Raw genomic sequence first — 25,664 nt, 5'->3', positions numbered from 1 at the left:
AGAAACTGGCCATGATGAAAAAGAAGAAAAGATATATAGCATTGCTGATGTGTTTGGTTTTTATAAGTGCAGCTTTGTCTAATATCTGGGTAGCAGCACAGATAAAAGCCAGAGAGGCTCTGCCGGATAATGAGTTTGGTGCCAATTATACGGTGTTTGATACGGTGGCAGAACAGACAGGAGAAATGGGATTTTACAATGTCCAGACAACCGCACGGATATCGGTTAATGCGGCAGCCGTAAGCAAAATACAGGGTGGATCCGTAGAGTGGTCCTGGCCAGAGGAATGGGAAAAACCTATTTTGAGTGAGACTCCACCCCTTGGTGCAATTGAGGCAGGTGATGATGGAAACGGTTATATTCTACCAGAAGATGAGCAGTCCGGATATAAAAGTATCCGTCAGATGTTCCGTTGGTATATAGCGCCTGATGGGGGAGTTGTTACACCAGACGAAAATGGGATTGGCTCAAAGGAATTTAAGTTGGCATTCTCCAACATACAAGCATTGCCGGGAGAAATCCAAAAAATTCGCGTTCGGGATTATTATCGGGAAAATGTAGGTGAATCTTCGTTAACGGTCTGGAGTAAGGCACTTGATGATGAAGTAGTCAGTGTGCGAGAAAAAGTAATTGAAGGAAAGGTGCGTATGCCGGGAAGGACGATTGTTTACAAATCGGATGAAGAGGGTACGGTAAGTTTTACCCAACAGTATCAGACGGATGAAGAACTGGCAGGCAAAACCATACTGGATCTTGCGGCTACGGGAATTTCAGCGGGAGAGCATCCATTTTTGGGATGGAGCATAACTCCAAATAGTCAGAACGTAGATTTTAGCGCAGGAGAAGCATTAGATAAGAAAGATGCAGAAGGCGAATATGCCATTAAGAACTTGGTTTTATATCCGGTATGGCAAAGTGAAGAGCATATCGATGGGAATTGGATCGATTATAAGGTATATGATACGAAAGCAATGACTGATACAACGTTAGCAAAGGGTCAGTATAATGCTACGATGAAGGTAAGGCTGATAATGGATCCTGCAGTATTTTCAAAAATTTCAGGAGGAACACTGGAATGGTCCTGGCCGAAACGCCTGCCAAAGCCATCTTTAGAAAATGTGCCGGATATGGACAGTGGCAGTATTGTGGAACCTTACCAGAATGAAGAGGATATTCCTTTGGATTTAATGAGTTTCCGTTCTATATTTAAGTGGTATAAAGATGCGGACAAGGGAGCCATAAAGATCGGACATGATGGTCTTGGCTATAAAGAGTTTCAACTGGAGTTTTTCAACTTTAAGGCAGAACCAGGGGAAATTATCAAAAATATACGGTTAAGGGATGTAGACGACCGATATGGCTCAACTGTTACTGGAAGTTCGGTGGATGAAGAAGAAGTCTTTTCTGTCAGATGTCATCTGCTTCTTGGAAGTATAACTATACCAGGTAAAAAAATGCTGTATAAATTCGATGATTCGGAAGGTGCAGCACAATATCAGCAGATCTATTATACGGATGAAGAGGCAGAAAACGCTAAAATTCTGAATAATGATCCCACACAAAATACAAGCCAGCCTCTTACGATGCCTAATTTTACAGCACCGGAAGGTAAGGAATTTGGTGGATGGAGTACGGTTTCCGGAGCAGAGACGGCAGAGTACCAACCGGGAGATGCGATTAAAGATCTGACTAACCTGATACTTTATCCGGTATGGACAGCTAAAGACGGGTATACGGTGACTTATGACGGAAATGGCGGTACTCCGGAAAAAGCTAGTGATACCGTTTTAAAAGGAGATGCGGTTGCTTCTTTCCCAACAGCAGAACATCCGGAGCATTATATTTTCAAGGGATGGTTTACGGAAGCAGAAGGCGGCACCCAAGTAAAAGCACCTTATACTCCCACGGGAGATGTTACTTTATATGCACATTGGGAGATGACATATAAAGTGCTCTACAGTGCAGGAAACGGAAGCGGCAGCATAACGGATAGCAATAGCCCTTACCAGACAGATGCTTATGTCGTTGTTCTGGGTAAAGAAGGGCTGACATCTCCAGGAGCAGGCTGGATATTTGCAGGATGGGAAAGCAATGTACCAGTTTTAGTAGGCAGTGAGGAGAAACAGCAGTTAAACCCTAATGATACCTTTCGGATGCCTGCTCAGGATGTGACTTTGACAGCAAAATGGTCAAATACAATTTCAGACGTATGCCCGCTTGTTTTAGACATTGCCGCAGGAACATTAAAAAATGCAAAGAATGAGAATATTACAAGTGGTTTCACGGTTACAAGTAAGACAATTGTTATGACTAGCAATGCCTTTGTAAGCTGTAATACGGATCACATCCATGAGTTAGAGATAATAGGAAAAGCTGATAAAAGTGTGATTGTTGAAGGGTCAGAAGATAAAAAATTTAATATTACAGTAAAAGGTGTAAGCGCTAAGCAGTTGAATCTGGATAGCTATGGTATAGTGACGTTTGGAAGCAATGCTGGCGATATGGATAATCTTTTTACAAATATCAACGGTGAAGGACTTGTTATCAGCGAAAATATTACAAGTATAAAGATCAATGAAGGCTGTACGGTGAGTGCTGCAGCTGATAAGGGAAAAGAACCAATCCAGGGTATTACAGGAAAAGCTAAAAAACTGGATCTTACCTTGTATAGCAAAGTTTCTGAAAACTTAGACTTAAGTATTAAGGGATCCGCATTTACCATACCGGGGAATTATCAGATGATCTCTGTATTAGATAATATAGATGGTACATGGTTAAAAGATGATGTAGCTGTTACCGACCCGGTAACCGGAAAAGCTTTTGTCAGAGGACTTGCAGAAGGGGATCAGGATACTAAGTACCTGGATCCATCCTATAGTGCAAATAACCTTTATGGTAAAACATTCGGGCTGACAGGAACTAATACAGCGGATACAAGCGGAGTTTATGGCCGTTATCAGGCAGTCCGCGTTCCGGAAGCGGTTAATCAATTAAAAATAACCGTTCCTACAAGAATTATCTTTAATATTTATACCAGCGGTCTGAATGGAACAGAAAAAGGATTTATTGCGCCTCCTGCTGTTTTAAATAATGAAAGTGCTTCATTTGAAGATACCATTTTAATCGATGGACAGCAAAAGGATTATGGCAAGAAACAGCATGTGGCAAATGTGGGTTATAAAGGAATTCAGACACGTGCCACGTCCAGTTACTCATTAGTTGATTTTGCAACGGTAACTGCGGAACAGATGGCGAAGCCTTCTACTCATCCACTGGTAGCGCTGGAAGCATTGGCGAATGTGGATGGACAGCAAAGAATCTCATTAGATGATAGTGCGGGAACTGTGGATAAAGTCTGGTTCGGAGCACCATATGGTGAATCAAAGATTCAGCTGGCAGTTCCAAGTGCATATACAGATCCGCAGACAAAGCGCTATTATCAGGAGCCCAGTGATATTACAGACAATACTATTGTATTAAATGGATTTCATACTATGAAGCTTTCATTTTCATTTGGAAGCGGACAATAATAACGGATTAACAGCCAATGGCGTTAATTATATATAGTAGCCAAACTTAATTTAGGAGGAAGAAACATATGAAAAACAAGAAGAGATTTATCGCGTTAGGTTTAACAGTAGCAATGGCGGCGTCCATGTCAATTGGAGCATTTGCAGCCACACCGGATCAGGTTTTAAATCAAAGAACGGAGGGAGATAATACTCCCGCTAATGCAGAAGCAAGTGTGGATGTAGACGGTTGGCTGACTAAAGATGCTGTTATTGATTCTAGTGGTAGCTCTGTTAACCCTTCACTTCCTAGCTATACAGGATCTGCAAAACCTTTGGACAGCAACAGTACCACAACTGACTGGGGCGGCGATGGAACAGAAGATTCTGCTCAGCTTATTATAACTGCACCTACATACCTTTCTTTCCTGGTAGCAGGTAATGGTGCCGATGCTAATATTCAGCTTACTTCCAGTGATAAATCAGTAAAAGGTACGATTTTAAATCAGTCCTGTTATATCCAGTCTAGTAAAGTGCCGGTTCCTAAGACAGTTAGTGTAGCAGTAACAAAAGCAAATGCAACAGGAGACTTTAAAGTTGTAAGCGGCATCAATGCAGCAGAAGATTCAAATCAGGTTGCTGGTGTTTATCTGAACCTGAAGGGTGGAACGGCACAGGATTTAGGTGCTAATTTAAACAAGGCAGCATTAGGAACTTTAGCGGCAGGAACAAGAGCAGCAGGAGATGCTGTAAATCCATCTTCAACAGATTTATTTTTTGCTGACCAGAATGGAGCTGCAACAGGTGTTACAACTAAATTTGCAACAAGCTACGAGGATGGCAAAGAACTGAAAAGTAATTTCAAATTGAATATGGTTTATAGCTACAACAAATAATAACTGAATACATATGATGGCTGTCCGTTCATTAGAATGGACAGTTTAAAAAACAAAAAATACGTTGGCTACTTATTTTTTTAACTGGGGTTGAGAAATACTTGACCCCTTGAGAAACAGCTGAAAAGATGCAGCTGTTTCTCAAGGGGCCACGTTGAAAATTACAATACAAGGAGGACTTTATGGAAGAAAGGATAGGAAGAAAAGCGTGTAAAACTAATATCTTTTTGCTGCTGGGAATTTTGTTGTCGATTTCTCTGCTTTTAACGTTACCGTACAGAGCTTATGCGGCTGAAGCAGAGAGTAAAACAATTCAGCAGCAATCTCCCGGGAATAAAGAACCTGTGCAGGGAAATGGAAAGGTGGATGTTGATGGTACGGTAAAGGCAAAGAATGGAAGTACAGCTTCATCAGGTAAGTCTTCGTCATCTAAATCGTCAAAACCATCAACCACTCAGGTTGGAAATGGACTAAATGATAAGCTGACTCAGAATGCAAAAACCGGAGATTTAAACAGAAATCTGATATTTCTGGTTTTACTGATTGTATCAGTAATCATTTTAGCAGTGGTGATAAAACAGAGAACTGCAAGAAACAAACAATAGGCGGGGAGTTCCCAAATGCATATTGGAGAATATTTTTCGTCAGCCTATCAGGCTGACGATAATAATTTAAAGAGGTAGATCATGGATGAAAACAGAAGACTCTCCGCATTGGAGCAGCTGGAAAAAGAATTTGAATCTTCCAAGAGTGTAAAGGAAGAATTCGGTAAGCCCCCGGAAAGAGCGAAAAATAGGGGAGCGGGTAAGAAAAAAAGAAATATAGTGGGAAGAAAAAAGCAATTGTATATTTTGGCTGCCGTAATTCCTGCGTTGATTCTTGTAATAATAGGAGGAATATTTCTGGGAGTGAATAAAATGAACAGCAGTGATATCCGAAATAAATATCCATCTTTCATCACTAAAGAAGAAAAAGCAGACTGGAAAAATAAAAGTGTAGATAAAGGTCAGATTTATGTGTATGTGAATACCAGTTTAGATGTAAAAGCGGATGGAAAAACGGTTGCGCTGCGTTTAGCAAATCCACCTTATTGTGCATATCCCCTTAAAATTAAGTTGTCTATAGATGAGAAAAAAGAGGCTTATCTCTATCAGTCAGAGTTGATAAAACCTGGCGACAGCGTGGAAGATGCAGAACTCACCGGATTGCCAGCTGAAAAAGGAATCTATAATGCAACGATTTATTATACATTTTATGACGAAAAGGGGGAGACAGTGGTAGGGGAACACCAGGTGACAGCTACTATTGAAACCCATGAGCAGGCAGATAGATGACACAGTCATAGAAATTTAAAGGAGATTATAAAACAGATGAAACTAGATGAATTAAACAAGGCTTATGAAGAAGAACTGGAGGAACAAAAAAAAGAAACAACGGAAATGCATGAGCCTGAGCCAAAGTCAAAAGGAAAATGGGTTCTGCTGATTGCAGTTGTTCTGATACTTTCAACCACAGCGTTTGCGCTTTCATCAAAGTTTAAAAACAATACAGCAGATGAAGCCGAAACTGCAGGTATAGCTGCAGAGGGAGCTATTATGAATGGTTTGCCGGAAGGAATGAAGGAAGGGGAATTGGGAGATGCACTGCAGCAGAAAATAGATGAATCTATGTTTACAGTTAATGTAAATAGCCAGCCGATTTTTCAGAATGGAACTTCAAAGGGCAAGGTAGATATTGTAAACAGCCCGGGCAATAGTTTTCCGTGTACGGTAGCTTTAACTTTAGATGAGGATGGATCAGAGCTGTACCGCAGTGATGACCTCATTTATCCTGAGCAGTATATCCCCACAATTAAACTTACCAAAAACCTGCCAAAAGGTGCATATCCGGCTACACTCACCTATTATGTCTACGATGTGGACGGAAAAGAAGTGACCGGAACGATGAAAGCAGCAATGACCATAGTAATCCAGAATTAGGGTAATTATAGTGAAAAATCACATTGAGAAAAAGAAAAAATTAGCTGCAGAGTGGCTCTATTTCTTTCTTCAAATGGCAGCAGTGGGGCTTGTTATTTTTCTGATAAATTTAACAGTAGGCGGATTTGCGTTAGTTCATGGTGAGAGTATGGAGCCTACGCTGCAAAATAAAAATTTATTGATATACATAAAGTTGGGATATGAACCTAAAAGGGGAGATATTGTGATTTGTCATTCCGGAAAAGGAATGGAAGAGGAACTGGTAAAGCGTGTAATAGGGGTGCCCGGTGATGTGATTGATATAAATCCACTGACTGGTAATTTATATGTCAATGGAGAAGAATTAAAAGAGGATTATATTATGGATACCACGATTGTCACGGGTGATATTCACTATCCAGCCAAAGTTCCTAAGGGGCAGTATTTTTTATTGGGAGATAACCGAACGGTCTCTATGGACAGCAGATACAGTGAAATAGGGACGATTCCCAAGGAGAAAATTGACGGACATATTGTTGCACGGGTTTTTCCTTTTCATAAAATAAGTCTGATGAAATAAAAGGAGTACAGGAATGGAACTTTTTACACACAAGCAAAAAAAAGAAAAAATGAATGCAAAACAATCATTTAACTGGAAAGAATGGATAAAAGAAAATCGTGTGTATGTAATCGTACTTGCAGTCTCGGCTTTGTTCTGGGTCTTGATTTCTATATTTATGGGATATGCTCCTTTTGGTAATAATTCATTTCTGACAAATGATGCAATTCATCAGTATTATCCATTTATGGGCCAGTATAGAGAACGTCTCTTAGAAGGACAGTCTTTACAATATTCATTTGGCGGAGGTATGGGATTTAATTTCTTGAGCTTATGGTCTTACTATCTCTCATCTCCATTGAATTTGATCATACTTTTATTTCCAGCAGATGGCCTGGATTTTGCAATGAATTTTTTGATTGGTTTAAGACTGGTGCTGTGCAGCCTCAGTTTCGCATTTTATATTGGCAGCCGGGGAAATAAACATGATTTACGAATTTTACCATTTGCATGCGCTTATGGCATGTCCAGTTTTATGATTGGGTATTCTTTTAATATTATGTGGCTGGACAGTCTTGCACTGTTTCCTCTGATACTTACAGGTCTGGAGAAACTGCTGAAAAATGGTAAATGGAAGTTATATGCCGTTAGTTTGTCGCTTTCTTTATGGAGCAGTTTTTACATTACTTATATGATCTGCATCTTTTTAGTAATATGGTTTTTCTTTTATCAGTTTGAAAATATTAAATGCTTTTTTAAGCGTGGATTTTTGTTTGCTGGTTCTTCTGTTTTAGCGGCAGGAATGGCCTGCCTGGTTCTTATACCGGCATATATTGGAGTGTCTCAGACCTCCGTAAATGAACAGCTGCCACAAATAGAATTAATGACGACATTTTCTAATATTTTAGCTGGAAAAGAAGGGGGGATATTTGCCTTCTCTGATCCGGTTTCTGTTGTGAATAATGCTTCCTATAATGCAAATTTATACGCTGGAATTGCTATGTTAGGACTTGCTTTGCTTTATTTTTTAAAAAGGGGAATAAAGATAAGCAGCAAATTAAAAATGGCTGGGCTCATACTGCTGTTATTTTTAAGCACGAATGAAAAATGCCTTAACTTTATCTGGCATGGTTTTCATAATCAGGTCGGAATTCCGAACCGTTTTGTATTTTTATTAATTTTTGTAGTTCTGTTACTGGCATATGAAGCTTTTTGCAATTTAAAGAAGTATCCCCTGTGGCAGATCCTGCTGGCTGACATCTGCGTCATCGCTGGTCTATCTGCCCTGTATGTTCTGCAGCGTGAAAATATTTCAATTAAAATGTTCTGGTTTAGCGTGGCATTAGCAGCAGGATATATGATTATGCAGATCTGGTACGTAATAAAAGCAGAAGACCGGAAATTCGTAATGGGAATCATGATATCTGTTATATGCCTGGAGCTTTTGGCAAGTGCTGTAACGGGAAGTAAACTACAGGGCGGAATTACCGTCACTGACTTTTACAGGAGCCAGAATGATGTCTATGAAGCGAGAAAATTACTTGGTAAGGATCTTTACCGGCAGGAATTGTCAAATCCTACAGTAGAAAATGAGGGGATGGCGTATAACTTGTACGGCACTGGTTTATTTGGATCTATGGTAAACAGCACAATGGCAACATTTCTTGGGAATATTGGTTTTTCTTTCAGCAGTAATCATTTTGGATATGCCAGTGGAACGCCGGTTATTAATACACTTTTTGGTCTGAAAAATATACTGGTATTAAATGGTGATGCCAGTCGTCTGGATAACCGTTATGAACTTAGTACACAGACCGGAAATGTTGATGTATATGAAAATAAGCAGATACTGCCAATAGCATATATGTGTGAACCCGAGGTAAGGGACTGGAAATCTCTGAATGCCGATTATTTTTATAATCAGTCGCAGCTGCTGCATCTGATGACGGGCAAACAATATCAGGTGTTCATAGAGCAGGAGTTTCAGTTAAAAGAGCAGAATGATGTGGAGGTTCAGATTATTGATAACCAGCAGTTTGGATATCTATCTGCAGAAGGCAGCAGAAAGGATCATATCGTCTTTGAAGCAGTAGTAAAAGAGGATGAAGATCTGTATCTGCGTCTGGCAGCAGCTTATACATCCGGAGTCCAGATCTTTATAAATGATGAGTTAATTGCAGATAAGCAGCTGAGCAATCATTTCTATCATGTGGGAAATGTAAAAAAGGGAGATAAGGTAACTCTGAAGATAGGGATCCAGGAAGAGAGTGTGACATTTGGTAAGATCAGCCTTTCTATGTATGCATATCATCAGAAGGAGATGGACCGGGCATTTGAAGATTTGAACAGTGAATCGCTTCTGATTGAAGAAGGCAGGGATGGGTACGTCAGAGGAAAGGTACATGCAGAAAAAGATGGAGTTCTATTTACCACTATTCCTTATGAAAAAGGATGGAGAGCTTTTATAGACGGTGAAGAGGCTGAAATAATGCCGATTAATCAGTCTTTGATCGCATTGGATCTGGAAACAGGAGAACATGAAGTTATTTTTAAGTATACTTCGCCAGGTTTATATGCGGGCCTTGGGATCAGTTTACTCAGTCTGGCAGTTATGGTTCTGTTGTGCATCTGCAGCAGAAGAAGAGATGCAAAGGAAAATCGCGGCGGACAGATAACGGAAATGGAAAAGGGAAATGAAGATTAAAAAAAGACTTAAAAATCTAAATTTAAAATATTTGTTTCAAAAAAAGTCTTACCATCGGCTTATTAAGCAAGTTATAGCAGTGTGCCTTGTATGTATGCTGGCGAGTCAATGTGGAATTTGGTTTAACCGTAGTAAGATTACCTGGTTTAATGAAAAAGTCTCTAATGTGGTAACCGACGAGAACAGCAGATTGATTATTGCTACGAGTTCAGAGAATGGTAAATCAGGAGCGCTCAACTACGAAGGAGAGGTGGTACTCCCATTCGAATCTACGATATTTGATCCGTGGACCGGAGAATTAATCAAAGATGGGATGTATCACGAAGGAAACTTATTCTGGGTGATCTCCGACCGTAAGGTGGGAATTGTAAATGATAAAAATGAGACTGTAATTCCACAAGAATACGGGTTTTTACAAAAAACACAGGAGAACCAGTTTATTGCAGGAACCGGTGAACTTTCCAATGCGGGGGCAGGCGGAGGATATTATGCTTATAAAAAATATGGAGTAATAACGGAAAAAGGTGAAACGCTGATCCCGTTAGAATATGACAGCTTGACAATGAGTGATGACGGCGGATATATCGGAGTAATCCATGAAGATACCAGAACCGTTACCAGATATTTCTTTGATAGTGGGAACTTAGATAAAGAAAAGATACAGGAACGGGAAACGGAACCTGAGACAGAAGATATACTTCAGGAAAGCGAACTTCAGGAAAACAGCACAGAGGAAGGTGAGACGGAAGAACAGAGCGGAACAGAGGGCAGACAGACGGAAGAACAGAGTGGGACAGAGGGCAGTTCGGAAACTACAGATAGTGCCGGAAATAATAACGCAGAAGGAACTGGCGGAACTGGAAATGGAGTAACGGAATCCGGAAATGAAGCGGAAGATAATGGTGAATCCGAGAATAGGGACACTACAGATACAGATGCTGCTGAGGCAGGCAATATGGATATTCAAAACTATGAAGGAGTAGCAGGAAATTATGACGGTGTTAACCGGTATGTTGACGGAGGGGACAGAAGGCTGAGAATTTTTAAGGGAACCTGTACACTGGAGGACAGAAATGAAAATATTATTTTAACCTTCGAGGGTCCCAGAACAGAGAATGTAGATATGCCGGTTTTTGCCCAAGATAATAAGCTGCTGATCGATACAAAAGATACTTTTTACCGTGTATATAATGCTGGTGATGGCACGCTATTATGTGATGTTGGGGCGGAAACGGATTGTATGATTACATCGGAACTGATTACTTATGATGACGGTAAGGATTATGTTGTAAAGAATTATCAGAATCGTGAGTTGTTCCGAATTGGAAAAGGAGAACAGGATCGGTTTTTTAATTCAACAAATGAAAAGTCCCGGTTTATTTTTCAAAACAGTTATTTTGTATATCAGGGTGACAAGGGCAGAACGCTGGTAACCAACAGTGGTGTTGTGGTTGCCGAGTATCTGGACAGTATTTTATACAATGATGAGAATAACACAAAAGAAAAAGAGACAGAAAGGGTATTTATCTGCGAAAGAAATGGAAAATACGGAGCTTTTACGGCAGGTGGAGATAAAATACTGGATTTTGTATATGACGATATTGAATTTTTTAATGGACATGTAGATGCATTGCGCATAACAGAAAAAAAAGGTCTGGTTGGAGCTGCGAATTACCAGGGTCAGGAGATTATACCGATTGAATATGACAATGTGGGTTATGGAAAGACAATTTATGCAGCAGACAGCAGGAACAGCAAGAGTTATACCATACTTTCCGACGGGGGTCAGGAGAATTGGTATTTTGGACAAAAAGGGAATGATATTTATTATCTGGACAATGAAGGAAACCAGCTGCAGAAGGTACGGTATGTAATGGAGGAAGAGAAGGGAAATGATCTGTCAGACTATGTACTGATACATAATATTCCCGAAAATCCGGTATCTTATCGAATTACCGGGAACCAGACAGTAATGGATAACACTTATTCCATGGGTCTGGCTTTTAGCAGAAGCAAAATTGTGACAAAGATAGAACAGTCGGATATTACATTTCTGCTGGTAGATAATCTAAGTGAAAAGCTTGGTATTTACAAATACAATTATGGAACGATTACGCTGACCGGATACCAGCATCTGTTCTGGCAGATCTGGCATGCATCAAGCAGACTGGCACTTGTTTTACTTTTACTAATGTTGTTTACGGGTATCTGTTACACAGAAATAGCGGATAGTTTTTATTTTTGGAGAAAGAAAACAGCCCAGAGGTTAAAACAGAAGAGGGGCAGAAAAGATGGCACGCAGAAAGCAGGAACTGGAAGAAGAATTAAAAAGCTTTGAATTAAAAAACAGGCCGGAAATTGAGGAGAAAAAAGGCATCTCCAATAAAATTTTCAATCTGCTCATCCTCGTTTTAATTTTTATAATGATATATTCTTTTTTTCAATTATATCAGACGAATGCTGATTATTCAGATGGGAAAGAGGAGTATCAAAAGCTTGAGGAAGAAGTTGTAGAACAGATCCCGGAACAGATGAAAACCATTGAGAAAGAAAATAAAGACGGCATACGAAAAAATGCAGGTGAAACGCCGGCGAAAGAAAATAAATTAACAGCGCCTATAAGCGTGGATTTTAAAACCCTGAAGCAAAAGAACTCCCAGATACTGGCATGGATTTATATTGAAGCATTGGATATCAGCTATCCGGTGGTACAAGGAAAAGATAATGACTATTACCTGCACAGAACGATAGAAGGAAACTACAATTTTGCTGGTTCCATATTTATGGATTGGGAGAATTCAAGCGATTTTAAAGATTGCAATACGGTTATATACGGACATAACATGGCGGATGGCAGTATGTTCGGGAAATTAAAAAAAATGACGTTAGAAGGAGCATATGACAGAAATCCTTATGTATGGATATTGACGGAAGATAATAATTACCGATATGAAATATTTTCAGCACAGGTAGTAACTGTGGCAAACGAATGTTATACCCTGTTTGCACAGCCCGATGATAATTATCTGTCATTTTTAGAACGGATGAGTCTAAATTCGGGTATTCAGACAGAGAAAAAGGACTTTAATATTGACAACAGAGTGCTCACGCTTTCAACCTGTACGGGGGATGGAACAAACCAGGACCGCTATGTTGTTCAGGCTGTCCGATAGATTGGGCAGAAATAAAACAGTAAAGAGAGGATAAGGAAGATGAATAAAGTGACGTTTTCAGAAGAACGCAGAGGTTATAACAAAGAGGAAGTAGAGAAGTATATTGCAATCCTGCAAAAGGGAGTTGCGGACATTGATGAAGAGTTAAAGGAAAAAGAAGAAGAATGTGAAGGTATTTATAATAGATTAGAGGAGGCAAACACTAAGATAAAGGCTTTAAATAAGCAAGTGGTGGATAGTCAATTGGAAGTAGGGAATTTCAATAATCTCTTAGAAGACCAGCGAAGAGAAAAAGAATTACTGAAAAAACAGTTAAAAGCAGACAATGAAACACGAAAAGAATTGGAAGATCTTAAAAAACAATACCAGAGTTTACAACGTGAAAAGGAAATGCTGACAGAAAGAATAACGGAATTGACGAAAGAAAGTGAAAACTGGAATAAAGCCGTGGAGGATATAGCGGTGAGCAGCAGAAAGCCGGATGTCTCAGAGGAAATGAATACTTTGATGGAGGAAAACGTTCAATTGAAGGATGCTGTGGAAAAACTGGTAAAAGAAAAAGAAGCCTGGGAAAAATCGGTATGGGAAGATGCGGTAAGGGAAAAAGAAGAGTCGGAAGTGAAAAGTAGTAATGAAGAGATTCTGGATATGGAACGGTTTTCCAGTATATTTGATAATGCGAAGAAGGAAGCAGATGAATATCTCACCGCTGTAAAAAAACAGATAGATGAGAAGGAAAAAGAGGCAGACAGAAAAATTGCTGACTTGATTGAGAAAGCCCGTAAAGATGCTGAAACAATACGTTCAGAAGCAGAAAAGATCAAAGAAGATGCCAAGCAGGAAGGAATTGATTATGTTGCAAAAATTCGGTCAGATGAAGCAGAAATTTTAGAGGATGCCCGATTTGAAGCAGAGAGCATGAAGCGGGAAGCAAAGGTAAAACTGGATCTGACAATCAGAAAAGAAGAAAGAATTATGCAGAGGGCAAATGAAAGAGCCAGTAAAGTAATTCAGGCAGTAAGTGAGGATTATAACAGATATCGCATGATGCAGCAAAATGCAATCAAGAGTTACCAGGATCTGTTTAACTACATAGGGAATACGGTAAATATTCAGGAATTGAGTGATCTGTCACAGTTAGATCTGGACGACGAAAAAGAAGCGCAATAAGACGGTGATCCGGAGAGGAGAATGGTAAATGCATTATAAAAAGGCTGCTGCAGTATTATTGACGGTTGTTATATTAATGCCAATTCCGGTACATGGGGTAAATGCTGCTTCACTTCCTGAAGTTTATGCCGGGAACCTGACGGGAGATTCCGGGGCAGGAGCAGAGTTACTGTCAGCGGGGGGGAAGGAAACCCAGCCTGAACAGCAGCCAAGGATGAGAGCAGGAAACCAGCCTGGAATGGATGGCGGGGGTGATTCTGGAACAGAGTCTGGAAGCAAGCCAGAGACGGAGCCCGGAAGCGAATCTGGGACTGATGCTGGGAGTGAGCCAGGAACGGATGCTGGAAGCGAGCCAGGAACGGATACTGGAAGCAAGCCGGAGACAGAGCCGGGAAGTAAGCCGGAGACGGAGCCGGGAAGCAAGCCGGAGACAGAGCCGGGAAGCGAGCCAGAAAAGGAGCCAGGGAGTGAGCCAGAAAAGGAGCCAGGGAGTGAGCCAGGAACAGAAGCGGAAAGCCGTCCAGGAACAGATACAGGCAGCGAACCCGGAACAGAGCCAGGAAGCCATCCCGGAACAGAGCCGGAAAGCCTACCAGGAACAGAGCCGGAAAGCCTACCAGGAACAGATACTGAAATTCCGTCGGAAACAGATACAGACACCAATATAACAAAGAAACCCGGCTCCGAAGCAGAGGGAGACATTAAGAAAGATCAAGCGGAAACCGCTGAAACCCAGAGGCAGTTTCAATCAAACCAACAGTTGCTGGCAAACCAGCAGATCGTCCGTTTGCCCCAGATAGAAGACGACTTTCGTTTCGTAACAGTGAAGAAGAAAGCCGCTATGGCAAGCGAAGAAGTGGTACCGGTCTATGAAGAAATGAAGGAAGATTCACGAAAAGCCGGGAGAATGAATATGGATGATATCTGCTATATCCTGAAAGAGGAAGGGGAATGGACATACATTGAATCCGGAGTTGTAAGAGGGTTTGTAAAGAGCGGGATGATTCAGACCGGTGAGGATGTCGAGGCACTAATCAAGCAAAGAGAAAGCAGTTTTGTGAAATACGAACTGAGCCTGGATCGATTAATGGACAGTAATACATCCTACTCGGTGGACTTACAGACCGAAAAGCAGACAGATAAGAAAAAGGATAAACCCAAAATAATTTCGAATCCGAAAAAACCGGATAATGGATCTGAAATAAGCGGTCAGGTATCGTATACGCTCTTGCTGGAAGAGTTATCAGAGGATAAGCAAAGGGAAACGGTGCAGAGTGAATCCATAGCTGAGCCGGATGAAGAGATGCAAAAGTCCGGGGAAGACAGACAAACCAAGTCAGAATATACAGAAACAGAAGCGCAGGGTGAGGATAGTTATCAAGGTGACTTGCACCAAATATCGAAGGAAGTAAGCGGGGCATTGACTTATGCAAAAGCCCTCATTGATCCGCTGGAGAATAAGGCGCTTGCATTTACAAGAACTACTACCCGCAGGACATTGGCAGACAAGGTCTATGTGATAGCACAGAAAAATACTGCTGTAATGGAATCCACAGATGCCGGTGCAGAAACGGTAGGAAAATTAAAGAAGGATACCTTGTGTTACTTACTGGCTAATGATAATGCTGACTGGCTGTTTGTAGAATCCGGTGATGTAAGAGGATTTGTAAGAAGTGATGAAATGATTCTGGGAGATGAAGCGAGGGAGATTGTGGAAAAAGAGGGAGAGGAGCATCTTCTGTCAGCTGAGATGACGAAAAAGCCTGAGGAAAATAAAAGCCTTTACTATACGTTTACGTCAGTCAAAGAAGGATCTGTTTCCGGCCCTATACGAACGTCTATGGTTGATTTCGCACTGCAGTTTGTTGGGAATCCTTATGTATGGGGAGGAACGAGCCTGACAAATGGAGCGGACTGCTCCGGATTTGTACAGACCATTTACAGTACATATGGGTACTCCATTCCAAGAGTTGCAGAAGACCAGGCACAATATGGCACGAAGATACCAGTGGAAGATGCTTTGCCCGGAGATCTTATCTTCTATGCGAAAGATGGCTATATCTATCATGTCGTTATGTATATCGGAAATGGACAGACGGTACAGGCAGCCAATTCCGATATTGGAATTATTACAGCAGAAGTAAGCAGGGGGGAATCTGTCTGGGCTACTAGAATTATATCGGATACTGATAATGAACAGATTGAGAAAGTAAACCAAAAAGCAGGTATTTCTTATGATTCTGCTTATACTGCAGCAGCCAGGGTGGATTTTGGTGAACTGTTAGGCAACTTCAAATTGACTGCTTACTGTAACTGCGCAATCTGCTGCGGACAGTGGGCCGACGGAGCTACAGCCAGCGGCACTGCAGCAACCCAGGGCAGGACGGTGGCGATGGCAGGTCTGCCTTTTGGAACACGGTTGATCATAGGCGGGAAAATTTATGTGGTGGAAGACCGGGGAACACCTTACGGCCATGTGGATATTTATTTGAATTCACACGAAGAAGCACTTCAGTTTGGGCTTCAATATGGAGATGTATACCTTGCAAAGTAGCGGAATATAGAGGTGGAGGCGTAATTATGGAAAAGATGAAAGAGCTGTGTTCCTTTGTTATTCCTTGCTATAACGAAGAAGAAGCCATTCCCATTTACTATGATGAGATGGAAAAAATGCTAAAAAATATGCCGGAGAACCTTTGCTTTGAATTTATTTTTGTGGATGACGGAAGCAGTGACCGAACTCTGTCTGTTATACGTGAACTGCATCAGAAAGACGATAGAGTTCGCTATATCTCATTTTCCAGGAACTTCGGGAAAGAGGCAGGCATTTATTCAGGACTTATGAAAGCAAAAGGAGCATTTGTTACGGTGATGGATGTAGATCTGCAGGATCCGCCTGATCTAATTCCACAGATGTATGAGGCTGTTGTAACAGGTGGCTATGATTGTGTGGCGACCAGACGCTGCAGCCGTGAAGGCGAACCAAAGCTGAGGTCATTCTTCGCAAGACGGTTTTATAAACTGATGAACAGCATTTCTAAAACGGGTATTGTAGACGGTGCAAGAGATTTCAGATTTATGAAGCGCCAGGTAGTGGATGCAATACTGCAGATGAATGAATACAACCGTTTTAGTAAGGGTATTTTTGAATGGGTGGGTTTTAAGACGAAGTATATCGCATACGAAAACAGAGAGCGTTCAGCAGGAAATACAAAATGGTCATTTTTAAAACTGTTTGGATATTCCATAGAAGGAATTATTGCATTTTCCACCACGCCTCTGGCATTGGCTTCTGTTGGAGGGATTGCATTATGCGGTATTTCATTTTTATTAATCTTGCTGCTGATCGTACGGTTTTTACTGTTTGGTGATCCGGTAGCAGGTTGGCCATCCCTGGCAGGTATCGTAATATTTCTGGGAGGACTGCAGCTTTGTGCTACTGGAATTATAGGAATGTATCTGTCTAAAACTTATTTAGAGTGTAAGGGGAGACCGGTTTTTATTGTAAAAGAAGAGGGATGACGGATAAGAGAATGGCAAAGAGTGAGAAACGATAGAAAATTTGAAAAGAGAGAAGAGGGAATGATATGAAGAGATTGCAGACAATAAAAAATTTAAAAAGACATGTTATCGCCTTTAGCACAATGGTTATTTTGGGCGTGTTTATGCTGGGAATGACTGCGATGGCGGCAGGAACCAGACAGGTAAGCCTGTCATCAGGGAAGACTTACATTGGAAATGAAGCAGATTATAATACTTCAGTTTATCACAAAATCACGATTCCCAGAAATGGTTATATAAAAGTGACCGGATGGGGACGTTCTGCATACAGTGTGAACCGGTATAGTATGGGGGTTCTGTTGTGTAATTCAAAAAAGAAACCAATGGAGGACTATAAGACCTACCTCTCCAGTTATTCCAAGCCAGGATTCACAGGCTATTATGGAGTCAGGAAGGGGACCTATTATCTCAAGGTGGAAGGGGAGAAACTTTATAATCTCTCGTATTCTTTTTCTTCCGTAAAAGAGAAAAGCGGTTCAAGCCAGAGAAAAGCAGTTGCAATTAAGAGGAATAAAACCGTAAACGGAGTTTTGCCAGCCGGAGAAAACGGTTCAAAGACAGACTGGTATAAGATCAATCTGAAAAACAAACAAAAGATAACATTATGGTATGGCGCAAAAGCAAACGATTATATTAACTTCAGGATTGCGGCAGCAGATAAAAATGTATTTATTACAGGGAGCAGCGCTATCGTGAAGTCAGGTACGAATAAGTATGTTACAAGAGATAAATTTCCTAAAGGTACCTACTATATTAAAGTAACAAGATCCAGCAACTTAAAATCAACTTCCGGAGCCTACAGCATCAAATGGAAATAGTGCTGAAAACCGTGAAAGAGAGGGAATGATATGAGAAAGTATATTGCAGAATTTATTGGGACTTTTGTATTAGTATTATTTGCCTGTGGTGTCGCAGCAGTAACGGGATGCAACGGTGAAGCCAATGCGTCTTATCTCCTCACTGCGCTGGCATTCGGCGGTGTCATTATAGCCATGGCATATTCTATTGGAAGTATATCGGGATGTCATATTAATCCGGCGGTATCCTTGGGTATGCTGCTGACAAAAAGAATGGAATTAAAAGATTTTGCCGGTTATGCAGTAGCTCAGGTATTGGGTGCCATAGCTGGAGCCGCACTGCTGCGGTTGTTAATTGGTACGGATATGGGCTTGGGGGCAAATGGGTTTTACCAGGGAAGTGTATGGAAATCAATTATTATTGAGATAGTATTATCTGCGGTATTTATTGTTACAATTCTTGCAGTTACCAGCAAAAAGGAAAACAGCAGTGTTTCCGGTCTGGTAATCGGGGGAACGCTGACACTGGTTCATTTGTTTGGTATTTATTTTACGGGTACTTCTGTAAATCCTGCCCGTTCTCTTGGACCGGCGTTGCTTCTGGGGGGAAATGCATTGATGGAAGTATGGGTATTTATAGTTGCACCGTTGTTGGGCGGGGTGGCTGCAGCCGTAATCTGGAAAGGTTTGTTTGACACAAAGACACCGTAGTTCTAATGAAGAAGAGATTCAGGCGAAGAAGTCTAAGCGAAGAGTTCTGAGCAAAACGGTTAAAGCGAAAACGTACAAAGGGGAGAAAATATGCAGAAGGTAGTGATTATTGGAGCCGGTCCGGCAGGCTTGACGGCAGCGTATGAATTATTAGAGGATCCATTAAAATATGAGGTTGTTATTTTAGAGGAAACGCCGGATATTGGCGGTATCTCCATGACTGAGAAATATAACGGGAAACGTATGGATATAGGAGGTCACCGTTTTTTTTCCAAAGACAAAAGAATTATGCAATGGTGGGAAAATATAATGCCCATTCAGGGGAAACCATCTTATGATGATTTGGTTTTGGGACGGGTAAAACAGATGTCAAAGGGAGGCCCCGATCCGGAAAAAGATGACAGGGTTATGCTTTTAAGACAAAGAGTTTCCCGGATATATTACCATGAAAAATTTTTTGACTATCCTATCTCTATGAAACCTCAGACTTTTATTAACATGGGAGTATTGCAGACTATAAAAGCGGGATGCAGTTATCTGGGCTCCTGTTTACATAAACTTCCTGAAAATTCATTGGAGAACTTTTATATCAACCGTTTTGGAAAAGTTTTATATTCCATGTTTTTTGAAGGGTATACAGAAAAATTATGGGGAAGGCATCCGCGTGAAATTTCTGCGGACTGGGGAGAGCAGAGGGTTAAGGGGTTATCTGTTTTTGCACTGCTGAAAAACATATTTATCCGTGACAAAAAAGAAACGTCTTTAATTGAAGAATTTATATATCCCAAGCTGGGACCGGGGCAGCTTTGGGAACTGGTCGCCGAAGAAATTCAGAAAAAGGGTGGCAGGATTCAGCATGGAGCATCTGTCAGAATGATTGAAGCTGCCCAAAATAAGGTGACAGGCTTAATATACTGGGATAAGCAAAGCGGTATGGAAAAGAAAATAGAGGGGGATATTTTTATTTCCTCCATGCCGTTAAAAGATCTGGTGCTTGGAATGGGGAAATATGTGCCCGGACAGATAAGGACAATAGCAAACGGATTATCATACCGGGATTTTGTTACCATTGGTCTTCTGGCAGACAAGCTTAAAATAAAAAATGAAACAAGCATTAGAACCATAAACAATATCGTACCGGACTGCTGGATCTATGTACAAAATGAAGACGTTAAATTGGGAAGAATACAGATTTTTAATAATTGGTCACCATATCTTGTTTCCAATGCTGAATCAAATGTCTGGCTGGGCCTGGAGTATTTTTGTAATGAAAATGATGACTTCTGGAATTTAGAAAGTAATGAGCGTGTGGAAATAGCAGTAAAAGAACTGATTAAAATGGGGGTAATAGAGAGCAGGGAAGATGTGAAGGACTATCATTGCAAGAAAGTAAAAAAGGCGTATCCGGCATACTTTGATACATATAAACAGATTGATAAACTGATCCAGTGGGTGGATCATATTGAAAATCTATACTGTGTGGGACGGAACGGACAACACCGTTACAATAATATGGACCATTCTATGGCAACGTCTTTGGAAGCAGTGAAAAATATCAGGAGTGGGAATAAGGATAAAACAGCGATTTGGAACGTGAATACGGAAAAAGAATACCATGAGGAAAGTAAATCCTGTGAAATGAAAGGGAAACCGGCGTGAAGAACCTGATGGAGCAAATACTAAAATTTGGAATGGTTGGATTTTTATGTTTTGTCATAGATTATGGACTGATGACCTTTTTAACAGAATTATTTCATTTACATTACCTCGTATCCTGCAGTGTTTCATTTACAGTTTCTGTTGCCGTTAATTATCTGTTAAGCATGAAGTTCGTATTCCGCCCAGGAGGGAAAACAGATAAGAAAAAAGAATTTCTTGCATTTATTATTCTGAGTGCAGTGGGGTTGGGAATTAACCAATTCGTAATGGTTGTTATGGTAGAGGCAGCTGGTATTCACTATATGATTTCCAAGATTGCAGCTACAGCTATTGTGATGGTTTATAACTTTATAAGCAGGAAAATGCTCTTAGAAAGTAAACGGGCATAAGGGGATTAAGGCATGAATAAAAACATTTCAAACAGTCAGGAAAGAAAAGGGCTGAATATGATGTACAGGTATCCAATTTTGGCAATAGTATTTTCCTGTATCTGTATATGGGCTGTTGGTTCCATAGAGTTTGTTCAGCGTGTAATCCTGGGAAACAAACGATTCCTGGCTGTTTTGATAATTGCCGGATACCTTGCGTATTATGGCTATTGTTATTTTAAGGGAACTCTTAATAAGAGAAGAATAATTACGGGTATTTTTTTAGGAAGCTTTTTGATCAGAGCACTTTTTATCCTGGTTTCCCCTTATGAACTGGGACAGCATGATGTTCATTTCGTCGGCGGATGGGATACAAATGAAATTGGATCCGGGCATTTTGGATATATTGAATATTTATATAAATTCAAAAAATTACCAAACTTTGATCCAACAAGAATATGGGCATTTTATAATCCGCCGCTGCATCATATCATTTCCGCTGTTTGGATAGGGATCAACCGGATGCTGGGATTTAATTACGAGCTGTGTATGGAGAATTTACAGATTCTTACATTATTTTATGGATCAGTAAGTACCTATTTTGTTTATCGCATTTTACAGGAATTCAAAATAAAAGAATGTAATTTATTAATTTTAACAGGTGTATTGATTTTTCATCCGGTTTTTACAGTATTAAGCGCATCTTTGAATAATGACTGCCTTGCGGTTTTATTTTCATTGAGTACCCTCCTATATACCGTTCGATGGTATAAAAAACAAAGTATCAGCAGAATTTTGCTGATCGCATTATCGATTAGCCTGGGGATGCTCACAAAAACATCAGTGGGTCTTTTAGCCCCCGGTGTTGGAATTGTATTTTTGATGGAAATGGTTAGAAAACGAGATCAATGGATAAAAATCTGTCGTCAGTTTCTGGCTTTTGGAGTGCTTTGTATTCCTATTGGAATGGCATGGGTAGTCAGATTAAGAATGTTGTATCAGATTCCATTTACTTATGTGCCTATGTTGGGTGAAATAGATCAGTATCAATACGTAGGAAATTATGGTGTATGGGAAAGGCTTGGTATTCCAGGGGCAGAGTCTATGAGTCATGCATGGAACAAATGGAATCCGGGAGCGGAACATAATATATGGGCAGAATTATTCCGTTCGGCTTTGTTTGATGAAAAAGCCTTTCAAATGACGGGAACTCTGTATGAATGGTTTGCAGTCATATTGCTAATTACCAGTATTCTGGCTGCTGTTTTGATGAACGTGATACTGATCCGTGTGCTTATTCAAAAAAGAAGTATGGATGGCGCATTAAAAGGCATGATTGTCGCAGGATACGCAGTGCTGCTTATCTCATATATAAAATTTTGCTTTCAGTATCCGTTTATTTGTACGATGAACTTTCGTTATATAGTGGTGACAATCCTGTTTCCTGCAATTGGGACAGGCATTTGGCTTGAAAAGAGTAAAAATCAGGGACAAGCACTGGCAGTTAAAATTATGATTTGCGGATTTAGTGTTTTGTGCATTGGATTGATGATTGCGTATTGTTTGAATTGGAGTGCTACTGATATTCAAACGTTGAATAGTGTAAATGGATAAAGGCCATGTTGTTTGACTATAAAAATTTTAGAGAAATAGTCAAATATTATATATATATGGGCTCCAACCGCCCGAAAGTTTTGGGTAAGGGAGTATTAATATCAAATGGGGAGGTAGGAAATCACAAGATGTAGGAAATTTTTATGGATAGGAGGTAAATGCTTTGAAATTAAAAAAAAGTATAACAAGGATTGTTGCATTTGTTTTATGCGTTGTTGTATGTATGACAGCCAGTCCCATATGGTTACAGCAGTCTGAGGCAGCATCATTAGTGGAAGGAATTTCGGAACAGTCAGAGGTATCGAAACTGCCGGAAACAGAACTTAAGGAAACGCATAAAAAAGAAACGGAGCAGGTATCAGAATCACAAAATCAAACAGATACAGAAGAAAAACAGAGTGATACAAAGCCTGAAACCGAAAAGCAATCAGACACAGAGAAACACTCAGAAACAGGAAAGAAAGAAGAATCAGAAAAACAGACAAATACACAGAAGACAGAGAGTGAGAAAGGAAAGGAGGATGAAGAAAAAGGTTCAGAAAAAGCAAGTGAAAGTCTGAATAATAAGACGGTTACGCCGAAACTAGGTGCAAGTGAGTTTACTGTAGATGCAATTGTAGCAGCTGGAATTGAGGACCGGAATTTTGCGCAGGCTATATATGATTCTATAGTGGCAGATCCGACGAAGTTTTTGAATGGGAATACGTTGGAGGTAAATAGCTTTATTTCAGTTAAGGAGTTATTAGCTGCATTTACTGGAAATGTTAATGCGGATGGGACGGGTAAGGGTGAGGCAGGAAAGATAAAAAGTATCAAAGGTGTACCTTTAATTAAATCCATTAGTAGCTTAAATGTTTCAAATAACCTTATAACTGATATTACTCCGCTATCAATTACTGATGCTAAAGATCAAACGGAGGTAACACAGGCTGAAAAGTTACATTATGGCACTCCAAAAAAGAATATGGTAATAACAGTTACGGGAAATCCGGTAAGTAAATATCCTTATTGGATTGGTGGAAGAATTAGATTTGATCCTTCTTTTAGTCTAAATCCTGTTTTTTTAGAAAGCAAAGAGCTAGTTTTTGTCAGTGATGACTCTGGAAATTTTTCTAGAGAATATACAGTTGACTTGGATTTATGGAGAGATGATGAACGTATCTATATTACTGAAGATGTCATGTATATAGTTAATAACGATGGAGTTGTTGTTGACAATCCTAAGGTTTCGCCAGAATCTATGCCTGGCGGCCAACTGGAAAATATAAAAGTTATAGATATAAAACAGACTGGCTCCTATTACATAGGACTAGAGTCTAAAAAGATTTCGCAGATGAATTGGTTTACTTGGAATGGAAGTTTTGTAGATACTGCGATAGTTGATTCAGCTTCTTTAAGTTGGTTTGTTCCTTTTGTAACAAAAATATACACCAAAACCGAACCAGCCCAACTAACCACATCTCATTCTGTATCCCTAAAAAAACTGGGAGCCGATGACAACAAAGGAAAAGCCGGTGCAGTCTACAATCTTTATAAAAAGAACGGCACAGGAACCGACGATCTGGTAATGGAAAACTTGACTACAGATGCCGACGGTTTGTTGCGAGTAACGCAGGGGCTTACCGCAGCGGAGTATTATTTCCAGGAAATAAAGGCTCCGGAAGGATATGAAATTAACCCGGCTAAGGTACCTTTCGTGGTAGAAGATGGGAAGATCATTATTAAAGGAGGATCCGGCAACAAGCTTGAAACTGCGGATGGTAGTAAAGAGACAGATGGAGTATTTATGTTAAGCGGGGATACAAAAGACCCTGTAAAACTGGAGGTTCAAGCGCCCGCTAACGGAAAGCTTGCATCCATCACAATTGAATGGACCGAGGGTAACCAGGGGGGAACTGCCGACAATCAGACATTTACGGTCACAGATACCGAAAATGCAGATGCAATAGTTGCAAAAGCAGAGTCAAAAATCAATGATGCCCGTCAGTTATACCAGAATGTAAAAGTATCTGCATCCTTTACACAAACGTTATCCGTTCAGCAATTAGATACACTGACACCAGTTGAATTTAATTTAAAGGCTGATAAAAAGTTGGTTACGCCAAATGGAAGTGAAGCTGTTGTTCCAGAAGGAAAATTTAAGTTCCATTTGGTAAATGATAAGACATCTGCTGTCACTCCGGCGGTTGATGAGGTAAAAGCAAATGATTTAGATGGTATTGCTGAATTTTCAGCCTTATCCATTGGTGCAGAAGGGACTTATCATTTTATCATTACAGAATTAGATGATAAGGATCCTGATTATATCTACGACATAAATGAATATAAGGCGGAAGTAGTGATTGCCAAAATACCGGGTACTGACAAGCTGGAAGTAAAGAGCATCACTTATTCTTCAAAAGGCGGAGATAAGAATACAGAAGCTGCTAAATTTACAAATACGCTGCTTACGGTTCCATTTCGATTCCTTAAAGTAGACGGGGATGATCATACCAAACCATTAAAGGATGTAAAGTTTACGTTGTATATATGCAGCAAAAACCATGCAGATGATTCTCAGCATGATGTACTCGTGACCAATGATCCTGAAAATTGCTGGAAAGAAAGAGAAACGGTTGCAAGTGATCAAAATGGATTGGTTAGTTTTAAGGATTTACCCAGTGGGGACTATCAGCTGGTAGAAATCCAAACTAATCCGGACTATGCGCTGCCCTTGGGACAATGGAGAATCCGCGTAGACATAACAAATGCGCAGGAACCAATTCAAATAAAAGCAGTCGGGAATCCCCAGCCGCCAGCGTTTATAAAAAAAGACGCAGGAAATGAAGTGTCATATGTATTACCCAATTTCAAGAAGACAGATTTACCTCTTACGGGTGGCATAGGAACTATTATTTTTACAGTAACAGGCATTATCCTCATTGGAGGTGCAATTATATTATTCATCATAGTAAAAAGAAAACCAAAAAGAAAAGGAGAGTAAAC

Annotated in this window: 18 protein-coding genes; all 18 read left to right on the top strand. The window is 40.3% G+C overall.

The genetic code is table 11. The features are described from left to right. Positions 1–11: 11 nt before the first annotated feature. Complete coding sequence (locus QR40_RS26600) at positions 12–3,530, top strand: InlB B-repeat-containing protein (RefSeq protein ID WP_044297568.1); 3,519 nt, start codon at positions 12–14, stop codon at positions 3,528–3,530. 68 nt (positions 3,531–3,598) lie between these two features. Next, entirely contained in the window at positions 3,599–4,405 is an 807-nt protein-coding gene (locus tag QR40_RS26595) for a hypothetical protein (protein WP_044297567.1), read from the top strand. 182 nt (positions 4,406–4,587) lie between these two features. Next, complete coding sequence (locus QR40_RS26590; RefSeq protein WP_044297566.1) at positions 4,588–5,010, top strand: hypothetical protein; 423 nt, start codon at positions 4,588–4,590, stop codon at positions 5,008–5,010. 81 nt (positions 5,011–5,091) lie between these two features. Beyond that, positions 5,092–5,739: a hypothetical protein gene (locus QR40_RS26585; RefSeq protein ID WP_027292333.1), complete on the top strand. Its 648-nt coding sequence runs from the start codon at positions 5,092–5,094 to the stop codon at positions 5,737–5,739. Between the two features lie 36 nt (positions 5,740–5,775). Next, the gene (locus QR40_RS26580) at positions 5,776–6,384 is read left to right on the top strand and encodes a flagellar basal body-associated FliL family protein (RefSeq protein WP_027292332.1); all 609 of its coding nucleotides are present in this window, start codon (positions 5,776–5,778) and stop codon (positions 6,382–6,384) included. Between the two features lie 10 nt (positions 6,385–6,394). Continuing rightward, entirely contained in the window at positions 6,395–6,943 is a 549-nt protein-coding gene (lepB, locus tag QR40_RS26575; RefSeq protein WP_052431072.1) for a signal peptidase I, read from the top strand. Between the two features lie 13 nt (positions 6,944–6,956). Then, positions 6,957–9,626: a YfhO family protein gene (locus tag QR40_RS26570; RefSeq protein WP_044297564.1), complete on the top strand. Its 2,670-nt coding sequence runs from the start codon at positions 6,957–6,959 to the stop codon at positions 9,624–9,626. A gap of 94 nt (positions 9,627–9,720) precedes the next feature. After that, a complete protein-coding gene (locus tag QR40_RS26565) occupies positions 9,721–11,964 on the top strand; it encodes a WG repeat-containing protein (protein WP_160295879.1) in 2,244 nt (747 codons plus the stop codon). Beyond that, positions 11,918–12,799, top strand: a complete 882-nt coding sequence (gene srtB / locus QR40_RS26560) for a class B sortase (RefSeq protein ID WP_052431071.1) — start codon at positions 11,918–11,920, stop codon at positions 12,797–12,799. The genes QR40_RS26565 and srtB overlap by 47 nt, the downstream gene beginning before the upstream one ends. A 39-nt stretch (positions 12,800–12,838) precedes the next feature. Next, complete coding sequence (locus tag QR40_RS26555; protein ID WP_044297562.1) at positions 12,839–13,969, top strand: hypothetical protein; 1,131 nt, start codon at positions 12,839–12,841, stop codon at positions 13,967–13,969. A 28-nt stretch (positions 13,970–13,997) separates the two neighbouring features. Continuing rightward, a complete protein-coding gene (locus QR40_RS31560; protein WP_052431070.1) occupies positions 13,998–16,523 on the top strand; it encodes an NlpC/P60 family protein in 2,526 nt (841 codons plus the stop codon). 35 nt (positions 16,524–16,558) lie between these two features. Continuing rightward, positions 16,559–17,491, top strand: a complete 933-nt coding sequence (locus QR40_RS26540; RefSeq protein WP_200889773.1) for a glycosyltransferase family 2 protein — start codon at positions 16,559–16,561, stop codon at positions 17,489–17,491. Positions 17,492–17,556: 65 nt separating this feature from the next. After that, the gene (locus tag QR40_RS26535) at positions 17,557–18,348 is read left to right on the top strand and encodes a hypothetical protein (protein ID WP_044297560.1); all 792 of its coding nucleotides are present in this window, start codon (positions 17,557–17,559) and stop codon (positions 18,346–18,348) included. A gap of 30 nt (positions 18,349–18,378) precedes the next feature. After that, positions 18,379–19,038 (top strand): MIP/aquaporin family protein, encoded by a 660-nt coding sequence (locus QR40_RS26530; RefSeq protein ID WP_044297559.1) that lies wholly within the window; start codon positions 18,379–18,381, stop codon positions 19,036–19,038. A 90-nt stretch (positions 19,039–19,128) separates the two neighbouring features. After that, complete coding sequence (locus QR40_RS26525) at positions 19,129–20,697, top strand: NAD(P)/FAD-dependent oxidoreductase (RefSeq protein ID WP_044297558.1); 1,569 nt, start codon at positions 19,129–19,131, stop codon at positions 20,695–20,697. An 8-nt stretch (positions 20,698–20,705) separates the two neighbouring features. After that, on the top strand, positions 20,706–21,086 hold the full coding sequence (locus QR40_RS26520; protein WP_044297592.1) for a GtrA family protein: 381 nt from the start codon (positions 20,706–20,708) through the stop codon (positions 21,084–21,086). A 12-nt stretch (positions 21,087–21,098) separates the two neighbouring features. Then, entirely contained in the window at positions 21,099–22,679 is a 1,581-nt protein-coding gene (locus QR40_RS26515) for a phospholipid carrier-dependent glycosyltransferase (RefSeq protein WP_044297557.1), read from the top strand. Positions 22,680–22,842: 163 nt separating this feature from the next. After that, complete coding sequence (locus QR40_RS26510) at positions 22,843–25,662, top strand: prealbumin-like fold domain-containing protein (protein WP_044297556.1); 2,820 nt, start codon at positions 22,843–22,845, stop codon at positions 25,660–25,662. The last annotated feature ends 2 nt before the right edge of the window (positions 25,663–25,664 follow it).

This window comes from Robinsoniella peoriensis (genome assembly GCF_000797495.1).
Taxonomy (GTDB): Bacteria; Bacillota; Clostridia; order Lachnospirales; family Lachnospiraceae; genus Robinsoniella; species Robinsoniella peoriensis.
The sequence above is the reverse complement of the archived record's forward strand: the minus strand, read 5'-3'. Positions and strand labels throughout refer to the sequence as shown.

Excerpts from the sequence above, each read along its gene's own strand:
- QR40_RS26540 (WP_200889773.1), top strand. The coding sequence starts at position 16,559 with ATGAAAGAGCTGTGTTCCTTTGTTATTCCTTGCTATAACGAAGAAGAA.
- QR40_RS26590 (WP_044297566.1), top strand. The coding sequence starts at position 4,588 with ATGGAAGAAAGGATAGGAAGAAAAGCGTGTAAAACTAATATCTTTTTG.
- QR40_RS26520 (WP_044297592.1), top strand. The coding sequence starts at position 20,706 with ATGGAGCAAATACTAAAATTTGGAATGGTTGGATTTTTATGTTTTGTC.
- QR40_RS26585 (WP_027292333.1), top strand. The coding sequence starts at position 5,092 with ATGGATGAAAACAGAAGACTCTCCGCATTGGAGCAGCTGGAAAAAGAA.
- QR40_RS26580 (WP_027292332.1), top strand. The coding sequence starts at position 5,776 with ATGAAACTAGATGAATTAAACAAGGCTTATGAAGAAGAACTGGAGGAA.
- QR40_RS26600 (WP_044297568.1), top strand. The coding sequence starts at position 12 with ATGATGAAAAAGAAGAAAAGATATATAGCATTGCTGATGTGTTTGGTT.
- QR40_RS26555 (WP_044297562.1), top strand. The coding sequence starts at position 12,839 with ATGAATAAAGTGACGTTTTCAGAAGAACGCAGAGGTTATAACAAAGAG.
- QR40_RS26535 (WP_044297560.1), top strand. The coding sequence starts at position 17,557 with ATGAAGAGATTGCAGACAATAAAAAATTTAAAAAGACATGTTATCGCC.
- QR40_RS26595 (WP_044297567.1), top strand. The coding sequence starts at position 3,599 with ATGAAAAACAAGAAGAGATTTATCGCGTTAGGTTTAACAGTAGCAATG.
- QR40_RS31560 (WP_052431070.1), top strand. The coding sequence starts at position 13,998 with ATGCATTATAAAAAGGCTGCTGCAGTATTATTGACGGTTGTTATATTA.
- QR40_RS26565 (WP_160295879.1), top strand. The coding sequence starts at position 9,721 with ATGCTGGCGAGTCAATGTGGAATTTGGTTTAACCGTAGTAAGATTACC.
- QR40_RS26530 (WP_044297559.1), top strand. The coding sequence starts at position 18,379 with ATGAGAAAGTATATTGCAGAATTTATTGGGACTTTTGTATTAGTATTA.
- QR40_RS26515 (WP_044297557.1), top strand. The coding sequence starts at position 21,099 with ATGAATAAAAACATTTCAAACAGTCAGGAAAGAAAAGGGCTGAATATG.
- QR40_RS26525 (WP_044297558.1), top strand. The coding sequence starts at position 19,129 with ATGCAGAAGGTAGTGATTATTGGAGCCGGTCCGGCAGGCTTGACGGCA.
- QR40_RS26570 (WP_044297564.1), top strand. The coding sequence starts at position 6,957 with ATGGAACTTTTTACACACAAGCAAAAAAAAGAAAAAATGAATGCAAAA.
- srtB (WP_052431071.1), top strand. The coding sequence starts at position 11,918 with ATGGCACGCAGAAAGCAGGAACTGGAAGAAGAATTAAAAAGCTTTGAA.